Consider the following 18,100-nt stretch of genomic DNA (forward strand, 5'->3'; position numbering starts at 1 on the left):
GATCGACGCATGGAACCCTCGGCGACGTCGCCCATCTCCCCCATGCTCGCGAAGGCGCTCGACAGCGTGCCCGATGCCGACAGCGTCGCCGGAGGCCTGCTCTACGAACCGAAGTGGGACGGCTTCCGGGCCGTGATCTACTTCGACGGCGAGACCGTGGAGATCGGCAGTCGCGGTTCGAAGATGCTCACGCGCTACTTCCCCGAGCTGGTCGAGGCGTTCGCTGCCCAGTTGACGCAGCCGACCGTGCTCGACGGTGAGATCGTGGTGCGCACCGGATCGCGCGGGTCCACCGGCGGCGAGAGGCTCGACTGGGAGGCGCTGTCGCAGCGCATCCATCCAGCCGCGAGCAGGGTCGCGAAGCTGTCGGTCGAGACGCCGGCGATGTTCGTCGCATTCGACGTGCTGGCTCTCGGCGACGAATCGCTTCTCGAGCGGCCTTTCTCGGAGCGTCGGGCAGCTCTGGAGGCGTTGGCGCAGGGGTTCGCGGCGCCTGTGACCATCACGAGGACGACGACGGATGCCGCCCTCGCCCGCGAGTGGCTCATCGAGTTCGAGGGAGCCGGCCTCGACGGTGTCGTGGCGAAGCCGTTGGCGGCAGCCTATGCGCCGGGCAAGCGCGTGATGCTGAAGATCAAGCACCACCGCACTGCCGATGTCGTGGTGCTCGGGTATCGCGTGCACAAGAGCGGAAACGGAGTCGGATCACTGCTGCTCGGTCTCTACGACGAGAGCGGCGAGCTGCGAGGAGTGGGCGGGGCGTCGGCGTTCTCCGATGTTCGGAGGCTCGAGCTGGTGGAGGAGCTCGCGCCTCTCGTCGTGCGCGATGAGGACGGAGCCGCCGTGACGGGTGAGACCGACCGCAGTCGGTTCTCCGGCAGCAAGGACGTGTCGTTCGTCAAGCTCGAGCCGAGTCGAGTGATGGAGGTACGCTACGACCAGATGGAGGGCTCGCGCTTCCGTCACACCGTGCAGTTCGCCCGCTGGCGACCCGACCGGGACGCGAGGTCGTGCACCTTCGGGCAGCTCGAGATCCCGGCGGCGTATGACCTGAGTCGCGTGCTGGAGTAGGAGGTCACTCCGGCTTCTTGGCGCGGCTCGGCTGCACGCGCGGCGGCTCCCCAGGCATCTTCGGGAAGTCGGGCGGGAACGGCAGCTCGCCGAGACCGTTCGCCAGGTCACGGTCCCACCACTCGAGCAGCGTGTCGATTCGGCCGGGCTCGTCGTGCAGAGTCGCCCAGGGGTCGCCGATGGTCCGCAGGCGCTCCGGAACCGTCAGCACCGTGAAGTCGTGCGGATCGGCATCAGCCAGCTCGTCCCACGTGATCGGGCAGGAGACCGGAGCGTGGGCGAGGGCTCGCGGGCTGTACGCGCCGGCCATGGTGCGGTCGCGGTTGGCCTGGTTGAAGTCCACGAAGATGCGCTCGCCGCGCTCCTCCTTCCACCACGCCGTCGTCACGGCATCCGGCATGCGTCGCTCGAGTTCCCGCGCGGCGGCGATCACCGCGTGCCGCACCTCGAGGAACTCGCGCGTGGGCTCGATGGGGGCGAAGACGTGCAGGCCACGATTGCCCGAGGTCTTGATGTAGGCCGTGAGCCCGGCGTCGGCGAGCACCGAGCGCAGCTCGACGGCCGCAGCCTTGGCGTCGGCGAAGTCGGTTCCGGGCTGCGGGTCGAGGTCGATGCGCAACTCGTCGGGGTTGTCGGAGTCCCCGGCGCGCGATGCCCAGGGGTGGAACACGATGGTGTTCATCTGCACGGCCCAGACGGCGACGGCCGGTTCGTCGATGACGAGCTGAGGATGGGACCGGGCACTCGGATAGACGACGGGCACCGAGCGCACGTAGTCGGGAGCACCTTTGGGCGGGTTCTTCGAGAAGAACTGGTCGCCGTCGATGCCGTCGCCGAAACGCTGCAGCGACACGGGCCTGTCACCGTTCGCCGCCACGAACGCGTCGCCGACCGCCACGATGTACTGCGCGAGATCGAGCTTGGTGATGCCGGGCTCGGGGAAGACCACCCTGCTCGGACTGGAGATGCGCACCTCCCTGTCGCCGTGGGGCCCGGGTACGGTCAGCATCGTCGCTTCGCTCGCCATGGCACCAACCTACTCGGGGGCTGGGCGGCGGCGCTTCGAGGGCAGCCGCCTCGGAGGCGTCACGGGCAGTGCCGCCGGCTTGACCTTGGGGCCCGCGGTGCGCAGCGCCGTCTCCTCGGCGTCGATCGCAGCGAGCACCGAGAGCACGGCCGCCTCCTGGTACCGCCCCTCCCGGCGTGCGGCGAGCACGGCCTCGCGCTGCGCCTCGATCATCACGCGACGCAGTCGCGTGTATGCGACCGGCCGCGGCTCGCCACCGGTCGACGGCGGGTTCTGCAGCGCCTCCGCGAGGAACGCCGCGTTGGCGCGCAGCCGGTCGATGACCTCGAGCTCGTCATCGTCGGTGCGCTCCTGCTCGAGCCTTGCCACGCCGGCATCCTCGGCCTCGGCCATGAGCAGCATCCGCTCCGAATGCTCCTGGCTGTAGTCGGGCGTGGGGAGCTTCAACAGCTTGAGGATCCTCGGCAGCGCCAGTCCCTCGAGCAACGTTCCGACCACCACGACGAAGGCGAGGAACTGCAGGAACTCGCGCTGCGGCGTCTCGGGTGGCAGCAGGAAGACCGCGATCAGGGTGACGACGCCCCGGATGCCGGCCGCGGACACCGCGGTCGCATTGCGCCAGCTCCACTGGCGCGCGCGCAGGAACTGCGGACCGTGCCGGTAGAGCCAGGTGAGGGCGAAGACCCACGCGAATCGAGACACGATGAGCGTCACCAGGATGCCGAGACAGATCGCAACGGTGGGCCAGAGGCCGGGACCCGACGATGACGCCCCCTCGACGATCCCCGCGAGGTTGAGCCCGATGAACAGGAACACGGCGTTCTCGAGAAGGAACTGGATGGTCTTCCAGTTGAGCCGTTCCGCGATGCGCGCCTCGGCCGACTGGACCGTGGGCGAGCGATAGCCGAGCAGGATGCCGGCGACGACGACCGCCAGGACGCCGGAGCCTCCGATCGCCTGCGCGATGATGAACGCGAGGTACGGGGTGATGAGCGACAGGCTGGTGTCCAGCACAGGAGCACGCAGTCGCTTCCGCACCTCGGAGAGCACCCAGCCGATGCCGAGGCCGACACCCACGCCGCCGATGACGGCGAGCGCGAAGTTGCCGGCGATCGACCACGGGTTCAGCACGGCGACGCTCGTGATCGCCACGATCGCGGCGTTCAAGGCGACGAGGGCCGTGGCGTCGTTCAGCAGGCTCTCGCCCTCGAGGATCGTCACCAGTCGTCGGGGAAGCTTCAGGCGACCCGCAACGGCCGACACGGCCACCGCATCCGTCGGGGCCACGACGGCACCGAAGGCGAACGCCGCGGCCAACGTGATGGCGGGAACCAGCATCCACGTGGCGAAGCCGACCACGACCACCGTGAAGGCCACCAGGCCGACCGAGAGCGCCAGGATGCTGTCGTCGCGGGCACGGATGTCGATGAACGACGTGCGGATCGCCGCGGCGAACAGCAGCGGTGGGATGACGGCGTAGAGCACCAGTTCGGGCTCGATCTCGACCCGGGGAACCGCGGGGATGAAGGAGGCCACGGCGCCGACGGCCACCAGAGCGACAGGAGCCGACCAGCCGATGCGCCCGGTGAAGCCCGTCACTGTCACCGTGACCAGCACGAAGGCGACGACCCAGACCACTGTCGTCACGGGATCCATCTAGGCGTGCCGTTCCGACGGGATGGCTCTGCAGGCGCCGGTTGCAGTCATCCGACAACGATAGCGACAGCGATGCCCCGGTTGGTGCTGCTGTCCGAGACAGGCCAGAATGGAGTCTCACCGCATGAAATGGAGAGCCTGATGTCGGCTGAAGTGATCCTCTGGTCCGTTGTCGGACTGATCGGCCTCGTCGGCGGAGTCGGACTCGTCGCGGCCATCGTCGCCATGGTGAGGTCGGGCTACCAGGGCTGACGCCGACGCGCCACGCTCAGGCGCGGAACATCTCCAGCACGGTGAGCTCCGTGTCCGGGCTGTGCACGACCTCGATCGGGTCCCCGGCTCCCACCGACCCGCGCTTCACGACGCGCAGGTAGGCTCCCAACCGGCCCGCAGCGCCGAAGCGCTTGACCCAGCCACGCTCATCGTCGCCACCCACCCAGCGCGCGAACGTTCCGCAGGGAGTACGGGGCATGGTGACCTCGAGCACGACGGATGCCTCATCCGTGCCGATCCGCCACTGCTCGCCGATGCGCGCGGCATTCACGTCGATTCCCGACACCCGCAGGTTCTCACCGAACCAGCCGGCAGGAAGCTCCCGTCCGAGCTCGTTCTCCCAGAACTCGGCGTCCTCCTGGGCGTAGGCGTAGACCGCCTTGTCGAAGCCGCCATGGTGCTTGCGGTCGACCTGCACGTCGGAACGCAGCCCGTACGGGCCGATCTTCGCACGTGACCTGACGGCCACCTTGTCGATGGCGGTGACCCCGTTGCCCCGGTCGGGGCGGAGTTCGCGGACGACGCAGGCGGCGAGGAGTTCAGGCATGAGGCAATCCTAGGAGGAGCTCCACCACCGATCGCGCAGTGCGCGAGCGGCGGCTCCCTGCGTGGAGAGCTCGGCGGCCCGGGCGCCTGAACGACCGGGCCGATGCGCCTACTTCTTGTGGGTGGCGCCGCTGACGGCGTCGCTCCCGGAACGGCCTTCGACCTTGGCCTTCTTGTCCGCGCGCTTCTCCTTGAGGGTCTTGCTCGCGGCGGTCTTGCTGGACGATTTCTTCGGTGACTTGTCTGACACTGTGACGCCCTTTGATCGGGAAGCCTGGACGGCCCCGTGCGGCAACCTTACGCGTCCGCCGCCCGCCCGCCGGGAGCATGGGGTGCATTCGCGGAAACGGATCGCGCTCTCCCCCGGCGAGGTCGCAGACGCTGAACACATTCTCAGCAAGTGGATCGCCGCCATCGACTGACGGAGGATGGGATCATGACAACGAACACCAGCACGCAGATCCAGCTCGTCGCCCGGCCCGTCGGCTGGCCGACCCACGACGACTTCCGCAGTGTCACCGTCGAGCTGCCCGGGCTGGCTCCCGGCGAGGTGAGGGTCGCGAACGAGTTCATCTCGGTCGACCCGTACATGCGCGGCCGTATGAACGACGTGCGCAGCTACACCCCGCCCTACGCCCTGGGCGAGACCATGACCGGCGGCGCCATCGGACGCGTCGTCGAGTCGACGTCCGACGCTCACTCGGTGGGCGACGTCGTGCTGCACCAGGAGGGCTGGCGCGATGTCAGCCAGGGTGCGGCATCCGGCTACAGGGTCGTTCCGGAGCTGCCGGGCGTTCCCCTGTCCGCCTACCTCGGCATGCTGGGCCTGACCGGGTTCACCGCCTACCTCGGACTGCTCGAGATCGCGAAGATGAAGGAGGGCGACATCGTCTTCATCTCGGGTGCGGCCGGTGCCGTCGGAACGGCCGCGGGACAGATCGCCCGGCTGAAGGGCGCCTCGCGCGTGATCGGCTCGGCCGGAACGCCCGCGAAGGTCGCCCTGCTCACGGAGAAGTACGGCTACGACGCAGCGTTCAACTACAAGGACGCCCCGGTGCGGAAGCAGCTGAAGGCGGCTGCGCCAGACGGCATCGACGTGTACTTCGACAACGTTGGCGGCGACCACCTCGAGGCCGCCCTCAGCTCCTTCAACGACGGCGGACGCGCAGCACTCTGTGGCGCCATCCAGGACTACAACGCCACCGAGCGCGTCGCCGGCCCCTCGAACATGTCGAACATCGTCACCCGCGGCCTCACACTGCAGGGGTTCACTGTCGGCAACCATTTCCAGCACTACCGTGCCTTCACCGAGGAGATGACGGGCTGGTTCCGCGACGGGAGGATCGTGTTCGACGAGACCGTCGTCGATGGCATCGACAACGCCGTCGAGGCCTTCTTCGGGCTCATGCGCGGCGAGAACACCGGGAAGATGGTCGTCCGGGTGGGCTCGGCGGCCTGACGGTTCCTCTGCTGCCGGATGCCGCCCGTCGTCACTCGCCGACGGGCGGCATCCGCGAGTCGATTGCGGCGTTCAATGCGTCGACCTGCACGTTCATCTGCTCCAGCTTCTCCGCTTTCTCGTCGAACTGCGCGCGACGAGTGGCGATGGAGTCGTAGAGCGCGTCGAGTGTCGCCTGTCGATCGAGCAGCACCGCGCGCTCGGTGTCGAACTGCTCCTGGGTTCCGGCATCCGGGGCGTCCCAGCGGGCGTTGAAGTCGTCGATGTCTGCGCTCAGCTGGTCCGACTCCTCGGTGTAGTCCTGCGAGTCGACCTCGATGTCGCCGCGCAGGGTGTCGAGTTCGGCGACGAGAGCCTCCGACTGGGCCTGCAGCACGGAGAAGACGGCCTCGCTGGTGGCGTGCAATGCGACCAGCGCACCCCGATCATCGAAGTACCGGGCGTAGTGCTTCTCGAGGGCCGGAGACAACCCGGTGAACTCGGTTCCGAGGATGGAGTGCAGCTCGGTCGCGCGCCCGGCATCGTCGATGCCCGCGTAGAGCGCCAGCTTGTCGACGAAGGCCGGATCGTCATCGAGTCGCGCGGCCTCGTCCTCCAGTAGCGACGAGAGCTCCCTCTGCTCACCGGAGCTCATGCGTGCCCACACCGCGTGCAACATCTCGTGGGCGGCGGTGACGACCTGCATGCCGTCGAGCCGCTCGTCGGTGATGTCGAACAGGTGGATCGCACGACCCACCGGTACGTAGCATCCGAGGGTCACTCCCTGCTCCAGGAGCTGGCTGCACGACGTATTGAACGCGGCACGGTCCTCGATAGCCGGAACACTGGCGTAGAAGGTGAAGCGCGCCTCGTCGGTCATTCCGGCGCGCTGGGCGAACTGCACGGCCGCGGGCTGCGGCTGATGCGTCCACACCACGATCTGGTCGGTGATTCGAACGGGATTCGCGAGGGCCCAGGCTGCGGCGACGGCGACGAGGGCGACCAGCAGCCAGACCACGGTGCGGCGACCGCGACTCGGGCGGCGCGACAGTTCGGCTTCGAACGGGGCGTCGTACGGAGAGTCGTACGGCTCTCGGGGATCGGACGAGAACAGGGTCACCGCGCCGTCCTCCATTCCGTCGGCCGTGCAGGGTCGGCCCGAGCGGCAGTTTAGGTGCGCTGGGCAGCGAGCGCATGGGTGCGACATGCAGGGATTTGGTCGAGTCGCTCAGCTGCACGACACTGTGAATGCGTACGCATCTGTTTTACGGTTGTCTGCGTGCGCGGCGGACACTGCGCCCGACGATAGTTCGTTCGACTCGAGGAAGCAGGCACCGGTGCCGACCATCACGACCACGGATGACGTCAAGCTGCACTACACGGAGTCGGGCTCCCCCGATGGCCGACCGGTGGTGCTGATCGCCGGCTTCAAGGCGGCGGCCACGAGCTGGGTCTACCAGCGCAAGGCACTCGCGAAGGCCGGCTACAGGGTCATCGCGTTCGACCGGCGAGGCCATGGCGAGTCGGAGACTCCGGATGCCGGTCACACCATGCAGCGCCACGGAGCCGATGTGCGCGAGTTGCTCGAGAGCCTCGATCTTCATGACGCCGTCCTCGTCGGCGGCTCGATGGGCGGCAACGCCATCTGGTCGCTCACGTCTCAGTTCGGCACGGATCGGGTGGGTGCCATCGTCATCGTCGACCAGACGCCGACGATGCTGAACACCGACGACTGGCCCTATGGCTTCTACGACTACGACACGGCGACGATCGAGTCGATGTTCGCCACGGGGGTTCCCGACACCGGCCGCGCCACCGCTCGATCCAAGGGGGTCGTGCGCATCGGGCGCCTCGTACGTGCCATGGACGTGCGCCGAACCGGCCTGAAGGTCTCGTTCAGCGCCGGCGAGCTGGCCCTGCTCGATGATCACGCCCGACAGGACTGGCGTGATGCGGTGGCTGCGGTCGACGTGCCGGTGCTCTTCGTGGCCGGGCGCGAGAGCGAGTTCTGGCCGAGCGAGCACGCGCCGGCGGCTGCGGCACTGAACCCTCTGGCGGCATCCGTCATCATCGAGAAGGACGGCCACGCGGCGAACATCGAGCAGCCTGTGAAGTTCAACGAGGCGCTGCTGGGGTTCCTGGCGGGCACCGCCCGCTGAGGCCCGGACGGAGTCCGCGGTCGAAGCGCCACAACGGCCGTTCCCCGCAAGCGCTTCGGGCGGTCGCTTCGCTCGGCCCTCAGCGAGCGGGTCATCGGCCAGCCGCTCGCTGAGGCCCGGACGGAGTCCGCGGTCGAAGCGTCTCAGCGAGGTACCGCCGGGAACGCCTTGCCCGGATTCAGCGTGTTCAGCGGGTCGAGCGCGAGCTTGATCGAACGGTGCAGCTCGATCACCCGCTCGCCCAGTTCATCCGGCAGCCCGGGCAGCTTGAGCAAGCCGACCCCGTGCTCGCCCGTGACCGTGCCGCCGAGCGCCAGGCACTCGGCGATGATGGCGTCGAACGCGACCTTGGCCCGCGCCTTGGCCGCGTCGTCGCCCTCCGGAGCGATGATCAGCGGATGCAGGTTGCCGTCGCCGGCGTGGGCGATGTTCGCGATGACGACGTCGTTCGCCTCCGCGATCGCCTGGATGCGCGCCAGCATCTCGGGCACCGCACCCCGGGGAACGCAGACGTCTTCAGTGAGCACCGGCCCGAGCCTCTCCAGCGCCGGATAGGCGAGCCTGCGCGCGAGGAAGAGGCGATCGACCTCGGACTGCTCACTGGCGCGCTCCACGTTCACTCCCCCGGCGGCGGTCATGGCCTCGGCGACCCGATCTGCGAGGGCGTCGCCTGAGGCACCGGTGTCGTCGACCTTCGCGAGCAGCAGGGTGTCGACGTCGCGCGGGAGGCCCCACTGCTGCCAGTCGTCGACGGCGCGCAGGCAGGTTCTGTCGATGAGCTCGAGCGCCGCCGGGATGATGCCGGCGTGGGCGATCGCGGCGACGGCGACTCCTGCCGCGTGCAGAGACGGGAAGTACCCGACCACCGCGCGCTCCTCCCGGCCGGCCAGCGGCAGCAGCTTGAGCGTGAGTTCGGTGATGATGCCGAGGGTGCCCTCCGAGCCGACCATCAGTGCTGTGAGGTCGCAGCCGGCGACCCCCTTGGCCGTGCGGCGTCCCAGCTGCACGACGGCTCCATCGGCCAGCACGACGGTCATGCCGAGCACGTAGTCGCGCGTCACGCCGTACTTCACGCAGCAGATGCCGCCGGCGTTGGTTGCGGCATTGCCGCCGATGGTCGAGATGGCCGAGCTCGCCGGGTCGGGCGGATACCAGAGGCCCTTCTCGGCGACGGATGCGCGCAGCCTGTCGTTGATCACTCCGGCCTGCGCGACGACGTAGCGCTCATCGGCATCGATCTCGAGCACTGCGGTCATCCGTTCGAGGGAGAGCACGATGGAGTCGGCGACGGCGTTCGCGCCACCGGAGAGTCCGGTACCAGAGCCGCGCGGGACGACGGCGACGCGGTTGGCGGCGCACCAGCCCACGATGGCAGCCACGTCGTGCGTGGTCTCGGCGAGCACGACGGCGAGCGGGCGGGCGTAGGCGGCCCACTCCGCATCGTCGTGGCTGTACGCGGCCAGAGAGGCGGCATCCGTCAGCACCTGGTCCCCCCGCACGATGGCCGACACTGCGGTGACGACGTCTGCTTCGACGATGGTGCTCACGATCACTCTCCCTGGCCGGCGCGCTGCTGCGCCATGAACGATTCTGCGGCATCCGACGCCGGTCCTCGACGTCTTCGCGAGGCGTGGCCTGTGCGTGGACTGGGTGTCTCTCGCATGCGCGCTGCACGGACGTAGTGTGGAGAGATGGAATTCAGATACCTCGGAAACAGCGGACTCAAGATCTCGGAGATCACCTACGGCAACTGGCTCACCCACGGCTCGCAGGTGGAGAACGACACCGCGGCCCAGTGCGTGCAGGCTGCACTCGACTCCGGCATCACGACCTTCGACACAGCCGACGCCTACGCGAACACCGCCGCCGAGACCGTCCTGGGCGATGCCCTCGCCGGCGAGCGACGCGCATCACTCGAGATCTTCACCAAGGTCTACTGGCCGACGGGCCCGAAGGGTCCGAACGACTCCGGGCTCTCGCGCAAGCACATCCTCGAGTCGATCGACGGATCACTGTCGCGCCTGAAGACGGACTACGTCGACCTCTACCAGGCCCACCGTTACGACCACGAGACCCCGCTCGAAGAGACCATGCAGGCGTTCGCCGACGTCGTGCGCTCGGGCAAGGCCCTCTACATCGGCGTCTCGGAGTGGGATGCCGACCAGTTGCGAGCCGGCCAGAAGCTGGCGTCGGAGCTGGGCTTCAGGATCATCTCGAACCAGCCGCAGTACTCGATGCTGTGGCGCGTCATCGAGGACAAGGTGGTTCCGGCGTCCGAGGAGCTCGGCATCTCGCAGATCGTCTGGTCGCCGGTGGCGCAGGGCGTGCTCACGGGCAAGTACAAGCCTGGAGCCGAGCTGCCCGCTGGTTCCCGGGCGACGGATGAGAAGGGTGGCGCCAACACCATCAAGAGCTTCCTGAACGACGAGGTCCTCACAGGCGTGCAGAAGCTGCAGCCCGTTGCCGACGGCCTGGGACTCTCGATGGCGCAGCTGGCGCTGGCGTGGGTGCTGCAGAACAGCAACGTGGCGTCGGCGATCATCGGCGCATCGCGGCCCGAACAGGTCAGCGACAACGTGAAGGCTGCCGGCGTGAAGCTCGACGCATCGGTGCTGTCGGCCATCGACGACGCCATCGGTTCATTGGCCGAGCGCGACCCCGCGAAGACTGTCTCGCCGGAGTCGCGGCCGAGCTGAGCGGCACTTCGGCCGCAGACTTCGTCCGGCCCTCAGCGAGTGGACCTAGTGCCGCTCGCTGAGGGCCGAGCGCAGCGACCGCCCGAAGCGCGCTGGGTCAGCGAGCGGCGGATGAGACGCTTCGACCGCGGACTTCGTCCGGGCCTCAGCGAGCGGACCTTGTGCCGCTCGCTGAGGGCCGAGCGAAGCGACCGCCCGAAGCGCGCTGGGTCAGCGAGCGGCGTCGGCGGCGTAGTGCGCCGCCAGCCGCGCGAGGCCCTCGTCGAGGGTGACCGACGGGGTCCACTGGAGCTCGGCGCGAGTGGCGCGCTGATCGAACCAGTGCGCCGTCGAGAGCTGCTCCGCGAGGAAACGCGTCATGGGCGGCTCGTCGATGCCCGGCCGCACGCGCCACGCTGCCTCGACCAGTCCTCCGGCAGTACGGGCGACGGATGCCGGAACACTCCAGCGTGGCGCCGCAACACCGGCTGCCGCGCAGATTCCAGCGAGCATCTCGGCCACGGGCCGCGGCTCGCCGTTGGTGACGACATACGACCGACCGTGGACCTCGTCGATTCGGGTGAGAGCCGCAGTCATGGCGGATGCCGCATTGTCGACGTAGGTGGTGTCGATGAGCGCGGCTCCGTGGCCGAGCAGCGGCAGCCGCCCGGCGCGGGCGCGCTCCACGATGCGTCCGACCAGCTGGGTGTCGCCGGGTCCCCACACGAGGTGGGGGCGCACGGCCACGACGCGCAGCCCAGCGGAGTCCGCGGCCAGGGCGAGCAGCTCGGCTTCGGCCTTGGTGCGCGCGTAGTCGCCGCGAGCAGCCGCCGGATCGGCCGGCAATGCTCCGTCGCCCACGATCGACGAGCCGGAGTGCGCCACCGACGGTGACGACACGAACACGAGCCGGCCGACGCCGGCTGCGCTCATGGCCTCCAGCACCGTGCGCGTTCCGCCGACGTTCACGGCCTCGAACTCGGCGGGGTCGCCGGCGAGGGAGACCTTCGCGGCGAGGTGAACGACGGCATCGATGCCGTCGAGGGCCGACGTCACTGCTGCGGCATCCGTCACCGAACCCGGCGCGTCAGAGATGCCTGGTTCTCCCGCCAGCCCGGACGGACGGCGCTGGAAGGTGCGCACCTCGTGCCCGGCGGACACGAGGTCGCGCACGACGGCTCCCCCGAGGAACCCGCTGGCACCGGTGACGAGCACTCTCACGGCGACACCATTCGTCCGCCACGCAGGATGCCGTCGGCCCAACGCGCCAGAGCGGCCCGGTCGATCTTCGAGTTGTGACGGATGTCGGTCGGCAGCGTGGCCGCCACGAGCACAGCGGCGACCTCGTGACCACCGGATGCGGCGGCCTCACGCACGGCCGCGGCCAGAGCGGGCTCGGCCAGACGCGAGCGACGCTGCCGCACCGAGAGCTCGACCACGACGACGATCTGCTGCGCCCCGCGCGGGCCGACGCCCACGGCGGCGGCGCGGCGAACGCCGTCGACTCGCTCCACCGCCTGCTCGATGCCGACGGGAGTGACGACGCCGTCGGCCGTCACGATGATGTGCTGCAGACGGCCCTCGACCCAGAGGCGACCCTCGCCGTCGAGGTGACCGACGTCACCCGTGTGGTGCCAGCGCTCCCCCTGCGTCGAGTGCGCGTCGGCGAGCCTGTTGGTGATCCAGAGCCTGTCGTAGTGCGACTTGAGGTGCGGGGCCGAGACCACGATCTCCCCGGTCACGCCGGCGGCGTCGGTGAGGTCGGCGCCGACAGCCCCAGCAGGATCGAGTGGAGCTATGCGCACGCGCGTGGTGGCGGTGGGGCGGCCGACGGGAACTCCCCCGACAGCGCTGCCGGCAGCGGCATCCGTTGGAGTGTCCGCAGCGAGCGACGCCGTCGATGAACGGATGCCGTCCAACGAGATGTCGGCCATGAGCAGCCCCTCGGTCATGCCGTACGGGGTGTGCGGCTCGGCGTTCGGCATGAGCTCGGACGCTGCGGTCAGTAACGCCTCGGAGACCGGCGCCCCGGCGGAGAGGAAGGTGCGCACGCCTGCGAGGGCGGCGCGCTGGTCGGTGGAGAGTTCGTCGGCTGTAGCCACGACGTTGGCGATGGCGGCCGGCGAGAGGAACACCACGGTGGCGTCGGCCTCGGCTGCGGCATCCGCCACGGCCCGAGCCGTGAGGGTGCGCGGCGACGTCACGTTCATGTCGGGTGTGACCGACCGAGCGCCGAGCGCCGGACCCAGCAGCGCGAACGGGGCGAATCCGGCGACGAGGCCGGTGCCGACGCCCACGTCGTACTGGGCGGAGAGGGCATCCCGCAGGGCCGTGAGCTGGCCGTGGGTGTAGACGACGCCCTTGGCCGGCCCGGTGGATCCCGAGGTGAACAGCACGGCGGCGACGGCGGATGGGGCCGGCGGATGCGGCAGCTCGAGCTCGTGCGCGGCTTTGCCGGCCCTGATGACGCCGGCCAGCGAGGTCGTCACGTTGAGCGCCCGCGCCGAGACAGCGGGCAGTGTCGCCACCGAGATGCGCTGGCCCGGCCAGCCGAAGGCGCGCGCGACGGTGAGGCCGGGCACCTCGCTGATGATGTGGTCTGGGCGGGCGCCGCGTACAGCCCGGCTGAGGCCGCGGAGGCCGAGGCCGGCGTCGGCGACGACGACGATCGCTCCGATGCGCAGGCACGCGTAGACGACGGCGGTGAGGTCGGCGCTCGGCGGAACGAGGAGCGAGACCCTGTCGCCGGGCTTCACGCCGAGGGCGACGAGTCCGCGGGCGATCTGGTGCACGCGGGTCGACAGCAGCGCCCAGCTCACGATGCGCGGCGAGCCGCCTGGGCCGGCCACCATGTCGACGACGGCGGGTTCGGGGCTGTGCGCGAGGGTCTCGAGGTGGTGCCACATGGGCGGAACCGTCTCCGATGCGACGATGTCATCAAGCGCAGCCGAAGTCTCGGAGGCAGCGTCTGCGGATGCCGCAGGAACGGCTGGCCCCGGGGCGGATCCGAATCGGTCACCGAGCCAGTCGAGCGCAGGCCCGGCGTACTCCACGTCCTCGGCGATGAGGTGGCCGGCGGTCTCGAAGCGGTGCACGTCGGCGTGCGGCATCCGTCGCTGCAGGTCGTCGAGGTAGCGGTCGCTGAAGACGGGGTCGCGGGGTCCCCACATCATGAGGGCGGGCACGGTGAGCCTGGCTACGGCGCCAGCGATGCGCTCGAGTTCGGCGGCGCTCTCGTGCGAGGCGTCGACGGGGATGTCGGCGACGAAGGCGCCGATGCCCTCGCGGCGGTCGGCCTCGAGGTACGGAGAGCGGAAGGCCCGACGCACGTCCGACGGCAGGCGAGGGTGCGCGATGGCCAGCGTCGTGTCGAGGAACGCCGTCGTCGTGACGGTTCCGGTGCGCAGCACCGACAGGGCCAGGCGGAGGGCTGCGGGAATGGGCACGTCGTCGGGCTGGTGCACGGCGGTGTTCAGCAGCATCACGCCGGCGAGCTGGTCGGGATGGTCGACAGCCCACCCGAGGGAGATGACTCCGCCCCAGTCGTGGCCGAAGGTGACGACGGGGCCGTCCACGGCGAGGGCGTCCGTGAGGTCGGCCAGATCCTGCACCCGTCGGGCGAGCGGTCGTGCGAGGCCCGTGCGCTCGGAGAAGCCCATCTCGAGCTGGTCGACGGCGATGACGCGCCACGCGGGGCGCCCTGCCGCAGCGGCATCCGTCGCCGCAGCCACGGTCTTCCGCCACAGGTACGACCAGGTGGGGTTGCCGTGCACGCAGAGGATGGTGCCGACGGGCGTCGCTCCGAGCTCGGCGAGGTCGGCGGCGTTGTCGAGGATGTGCCAGCGGTTCGTGCGGGTTCCGGATGCCGCAGCCGGGGCATCCGGCGCAGAACCGATCGCACGCTCGGGCACATCCACGAGACGCGACCACGACGGGTCGATTCCGGGAAGCCCGGCAGGCGGCAGGGAAGCCGACCGAACCCGACTCACCAGGCCAGTTCCATCATCGAGGTGTTGAGACCGGAGCCGACGCCCATGAGCAGTACGCGGTCACCGCGCTTGAGGGTCGATGCCTGGCTGGCGAGGGTGATCGGGATCGACGCGGGGCCGATGTTGCCGAGCAGCGGATAGGTGAGGGGAACACGGGTGCGATCGAGACCGACTGCCTTGACGATCGCGTCGGTGTGCACGTCGGAGACCTGGTGCATGATGTAGCGGTCCATGGTCTTCCAGTCCCAGTGCTTCAGCGCGTCCTTCCACGCCGAGGTCACCAGCTCCATGCCGCCGCGCAACAGGGCCTTCGCGTCGGTGAACATGCCATCGACGCTGCCGACGCAGAGTTCGTTGAACTGCGTGGCGGCTCGGGTGATGCCACCGAGGATGCGGGGTGACTCGGGGTGCTGGTCAGCGCGGCCCAGGACGGCCGCTGCTGCACCGGAGCCGAGGGTCAGGCTGGCGAACTCGCTCATGAACTGCTTGCGGTTGATGCCGTCGCGGCCGAGGCGCTCGATGGTGTTGACCTGGATCTGGTCGGCGTCCTCGCCGTCGACGATGATCGCGTAGTCGATCTGACCCGAGTCGATGAGGCCGGCGGCGAGCGACATTCCGTTGACGAAGCCGAGGCAGGCGTTCGTGATGTCGAAGTTGATGGCCGACGTCGGCAGGCCCAGGCCGTGGTGGATGCGCACGGCGACGGACGGCTCGAGGTGGGGACGGGTGACCGAGGTGTTGATGAGCAGGCCGACCTGGTCGGGACGGATGCCGGCCTCGGCCAGTGCGCGCTGGCCTGCTGAGATGGCGGCGTCGTCGAATGTCGCGCCCTCCTCCCAGTTGCGGCGTTCGCGCACGCCGGCGACGCGCTGCAGCAGACCGGTCGGGAGCTTCAGTCGCTTGAGCACTGGAGCGAGCCGCGAGTCGATCTCCTCAGAGGTGGTGACCCGCTCAGCCATGGTGCTCGCGACCGACAGCAGCGCTACGTTCCGGTGCGTTGTCGTCGCATTTCCGTCCAACGAGTTCCCATCCCTTTTCACGTCGACTGGCTCTCGGATCATCGGCGAAGACGCCGTCGAGGCCATCGCCCCAGCCTAGTTCCGTTCATATGCGCATTCAGTCACGTATATCCAACGAGTGCAGGGGGCTTGTGCTCGGCCCATCGGGACGTCACCTCGGAACGGTCACGACGGATGCGAGCCGGATCGCTATAGGGGACAGCACGTGTCCGGCTACGCTGGCGATAGCCGCTTGAGGGCGCGGGAGGGCGCAGCGTGTTCGATTCATTCCTGTTCTGGGCGCTCTTCGCGATCGTCGGATTGATCTACGCCATCGGCGTCGGCTTCGCGACGCGCTCCCTCATGAGCGCGCCCGTCGGCTGGCCGCGCACGTACGTCGTCGGGCTGTTGGTCTATGCAGCGAGCTGGCCGTTTGCGGCATCCACGGCAGCGCAGGCCGGGGTCGTCGATGCCGCGGGCGACCTCGCGGTGCCCTGGCTGGTGGCCGCACTGTTCATAGCCCTCTCGTTCGGCTGGGTCTTCGCCTTCGGAGTCGCCATCCTCGTGGTCAGCGAGGCCCTGTTCCCCACCCAGGCCCTGCCGAACCCGATCACCTCGTTCCGCGACCTGATGCACAGGCGCCGACGGACCCAGCGCTACCTCGAGATCCTCTCGATCCTCTCCCGTCACGGAATCGGCTGGGTCATCCAGGGTCGCCGACGATCCGCGGCGCGCAATCCCGTTCGGCCGCAGCGCACGTCGACGCCGCAAGCGCTCGTCAATGCGCTCAACGACGCCGGCGTCACCTTCGTGAAGCTGGGCCAGGTGCTCGCCACACGCCGGGATCTCCTCCCCGCGCCGTACATCGAGGCACTCGCCACCCTGCAGACGTCGGCGTCGACTCTGCCATGGGAGTCCATCCGCCACGTCATCGAGACCGAGCTCGGCGCACCGATCCACTCGGTCTTCGCGGAGGTCTCCGAGACGCCACTGGCCGCCGCATCCGTCGCCCAGGTGCATGCGGGGAGGCTGCACGACGGCACGCCCGTCGTGCTCAAGGTGCAGCGACCGGGGGCCGCCGCCCAAGTGGCTGCCGACGTCGACATCATCGTGCGCCTCGCCACCCGGCTGGAGGATCGCACGAGCTGGGGCCGCGACTTCGGCGCCGTGACCCTCGCGACAGGTTTCGCCCGCTCACTCAGCGAGGAACTCGACTACCGCATCGAGTTCCGGAACACCAAGCAGGTGAGGAGCGCAGTCGCGGCGTCTCGCGACAACCTGCTGATCGTCCCCCAGGTCTACGACGAGGCGAGCACGCGCCGACTGCTCACGATGGACCGCATCGACGGGACCCCACTCAACGCCTCTCAGCGCCACCTCGCATCACTGCCACCCGCCCAGCGGGAGGAGCTCGCGGCCGGCCTTCTCGACGCGGTCCTCGAGCAGATCGTCGTACAGGGCGTCTTCCACGCCGACCTGCACCCGGGAAACCTCGTACTCGGAGACGACGGACGACTGGGAATGATCGACTTCGGTGCCGTCGGCGTGCTGGAGCGGAGCATGCGCGAGGGGCTCGCGACGCTCCTGGTCGCCGCCGCCTCCGAAGACGACATCGCGACGACGGATGCCCTGCTCCTCCTCGTCGAGGCCCCGGACGGTGCAGACCTCTCGGCGTTGCGGGCTGACATCGGCCGGGTGCTCACCCTCATGAAGCACAGCGACGGAAGCAGTTCGATCTTCTCCCAGCTGCTCGACGTCGTGCGCGAACACCGCCTCGGCGTCCCGGTGCCCCTCGGCATCGCCTTCAGGTCGATCATCACCCTGCAGAGCTGCCTGCGCATCCTCGATCCCCGGTTCGACATGGCCGAACGCGCTCTCGATCGCGTGCCGCACTTCCTGGGCAGACTCCTCGCTCCGCGCGCAGTGATCGGCTCTCTCGAGGCGCAGGCGGCCATCCTGGTCGCCACGGCGCGCAGGCTCCCCCGCCGCCTCGACTCGCTGACGACCGACGTCGAGAAGACTGTGCGCGCCTTGGCCGGCCCTCAGGACCACGGCTGGGTGGGCGAGATCGTGACGGAGAGCGTCGGCGCGTTGATCGCGATCGCCCTGGTCGCGCTGGGGATCGTGCTGGTGGTGGCAGACGCCGGGCCTCTGATCACCCCGAACGTCCACCTGTACTCGTTCCTCGGCGCGAGCGTGGCCCTGGCCGGATTCGTGCTCATCCTCCGGTCGCTTCGGCGCCTGTTCGTGCGGAAGCCGCGCTAGCGG

Annotated in this window: 14 protein-coding genes; 5 read left to right on the forward strand and 9 right to left on the reverse strand. The window is 69.3% G+C overall.

What is annotated here, in order from left to right:
- Positions 1 to 9: 9 nt before the first annotated feature.
- Positions 10 to 1,071, forward strand: a complete 1,062-nt coding sequence (locus AADV74_RS06745) for an ATP-dependent DNA ligase (protein WP_342112694.1) — start codon at positions 10 to 12, stop codon at positions 1,069 to 1,071.
- 4 nt (positions 1,072 to 1,075) lie between these two features.
- On the opposite strand, the gene ligD is transcribed toward AADV74_RS06745, so the two are convergent.
- The 4 genes from ligD to AADV74_RS06765 all read right to left on the reverse strand — a co-directional run bounded on the left by ligD (position 1,076) and on the right by AADV74_RS06765 (position 4,823).
- Complete coding sequence (ligD, locus tag AADV74_RS06750) at positions 1,076 to 2,098, reverse strand: non-homologous end-joining DNA ligase (protein ID WP_342112695.1); 1,023 nt, start codon at positions 2,096 to 2,098, stop codon at positions 1,076 to 1,078.
- A gap of 9 nt (positions 2,099 to 2,107) precedes the next feature.
- Positions 2,108 to 3,754, reverse strand: a complete 1,647-nt coding sequence (locus AADV74_RS06755) for a Na+/H+ antiporter (protein ID WP_342112696.1) — start codon at positions 3,752 to 3,754, stop codon at positions 2,108 to 2,110.
- A 268-nt stretch (positions 3,755 to 4,022) separates the two neighbouring features.
- Positions 4,023 to 4,574, reverse strand: coding sequence for an MOSC domain-containing protein (locus AADV74_RS06760; RefSeq protein WP_342112697.1), 552 nt, complete (start codon positions 4,572 to 4,574; stop codon positions 4,023 to 4,025).
- Positions 4,575 to 4,682: 108 nt separating this feature from the next.
- The gene (locus tag AADV74_RS06765; RefSeq protein ID WP_167756826.1) at positions 4,683 to 4,823 is read right to left on the reverse strand and encodes a hypothetical protein; all 141 of its coding nucleotides are present in this window, start codon (positions 4,821 to 4,823) and stop codon (positions 4,683 to 4,685) included.
- A gap of 186 nt (positions 4,824 to 5,009) precedes the next feature.
- Here AADV74_RS06765 and AADV74_RS06770 point away from each other — a divergent pair, with 186 nt between their 5' ends.
- Entirely contained in the window at positions 5,010 to 6,032 is a 1,023-nt protein-coding gene (locus AADV74_RS06770; protein WP_342112698.1) for an NADP-dependent oxidoreductase, read from the forward strand.
- A gap of 31 nt (positions 6,033 to 6,063) precedes the next feature.
- Here AADV74_RS06770 and AADV74_RS06775 read toward each other — a convergent pair whose 3' ends face one another.
- The gene (locus AADV74_RS06775) at positions 6,064 to 7,131 is read right to left on the reverse strand and encodes a hypothetical protein (protein WP_342112699.1); all 1,068 of its coding nucleotides are present in this window, start codon (positions 7,129 to 7,131) and stop codon (positions 6,064 to 6,066) included.
- Between the two features lie 217 nt (positions 7,132 to 7,348).
- Here AADV74_RS06775 and AADV74_RS06780 point away from each other — a divergent pair, with 217 nt between their 5' ends.
- Positions 7,349 to 8,170, forward strand: coding sequence for an alpha/beta fold hydrolase (locus tag AADV74_RS06780; RefSeq protein ID WP_342112700.1), 822 nt, complete (start codon positions 7,349 to 7,351; stop codon positions 8,168 to 8,170).
- Between the two features lie 143 nt (positions 8,171 to 8,313).
- Here the strand turns inward: AADV74_RS06780 and AADV74_RS06785 are convergent, their stop codons facing one another.
- Positions 8,314 to 9,717 (reverse strand): FAD-binding oxidoreductase, encoded by a 1,404-nt coding sequence (locus tag AADV74_RS06785; protein WP_342112701.1) that lies wholly within the window; start codon positions 9,715 to 9,717, stop codon positions 8,314 to 8,316.
- A gap of 144 nt (positions 9,718 to 9,861) precedes the next feature.
- Here AADV74_RS06785 and AADV74_RS06790 point away from each other — a divergent pair, with 144 nt between their 5' ends.
- Positions 9,862 to 10,866, forward strand: a complete 1,005-nt coding sequence (locus tag AADV74_RS06790; RefSeq protein ID WP_342112702.1) for an aldo/keto reductase family protein — start codon at positions 9,862 to 9,864, stop codon at positions 10,864 to 10,866.
- Between the two features lie 210 nt (positions 10,867 to 11,076).
- Here the strand turns inward: AADV74_RS06790 and AADV74_RS06795 are convergent, their stop codons facing one another.
- The 3 genes from AADV74_RS06795 to AADV74_RS06805 are packed head-to-tail and all read right to left on the reverse strand — an operon-like array spanning position 11,077 to position 15,793.
- Positions 11,077 to 12,066: an NAD-dependent epimerase/dehydratase family protein gene (locus AADV74_RS06795; RefSeq protein WP_342112703.1), complete on the reverse strand. Its 990-nt coding sequence runs from the start codon at positions 12,064 to 12,066 to the stop codon at positions 11,077 to 11,079.
- Entirely contained in the window at positions 12,063 to 14,834 is a 2,772-nt protein-coding gene (locus tag AADV74_RS06800) for an alpha/beta fold hydrolase (RefSeq protein WP_342112704.1), read from the reverse strand. The genes AADV74_RS06795 and AADV74_RS06800 overlap by 4 nt, the downstream gene beginning before the upstream one ends.
- A complete protein-coding gene (locus AADV74_RS06805) occupies positions 14,831 to 15,793 on the reverse strand; it encodes a 3-oxoacyl-ACP synthase III (RefSeq protein WP_342112705.1) in 963 nt (320 codons plus the stop codon). Before AADV74_RS06805 ends, AADV74_RS06800 begins: the two co-directional genes overlap by 4 nt.
- Before the next feature lie 315 nt (positions 15,794 to 16,108).
- Here AADV74_RS06805 and AADV74_RS06810 point away from each other — a divergent pair, with 315 nt between their 5' ends.
- Positions 16,109 to 18,097 (forward strand): ABC1 kinase family protein, encoded by a 1,989-nt coding sequence (locus AADV74_RS06810; protein WP_342112706.1) that lies wholly within the window; start codon positions 16,109 to 16,111, stop codon positions 18,095 to 18,097.
- Positions 18,098 to 18,100: the final 3 nt, after the last annotated feature.

Origin of the sequence: Leifsonia stereocauli, from assembly GCF_038432415.1 — a bacterium.
Classification (GTDB): Bacteria; Actinomycetota; Actinomycetes; order Actinomycetales; family Microbacteriaceae; genus Orlajensenia; species Orlajensenia stereocauli.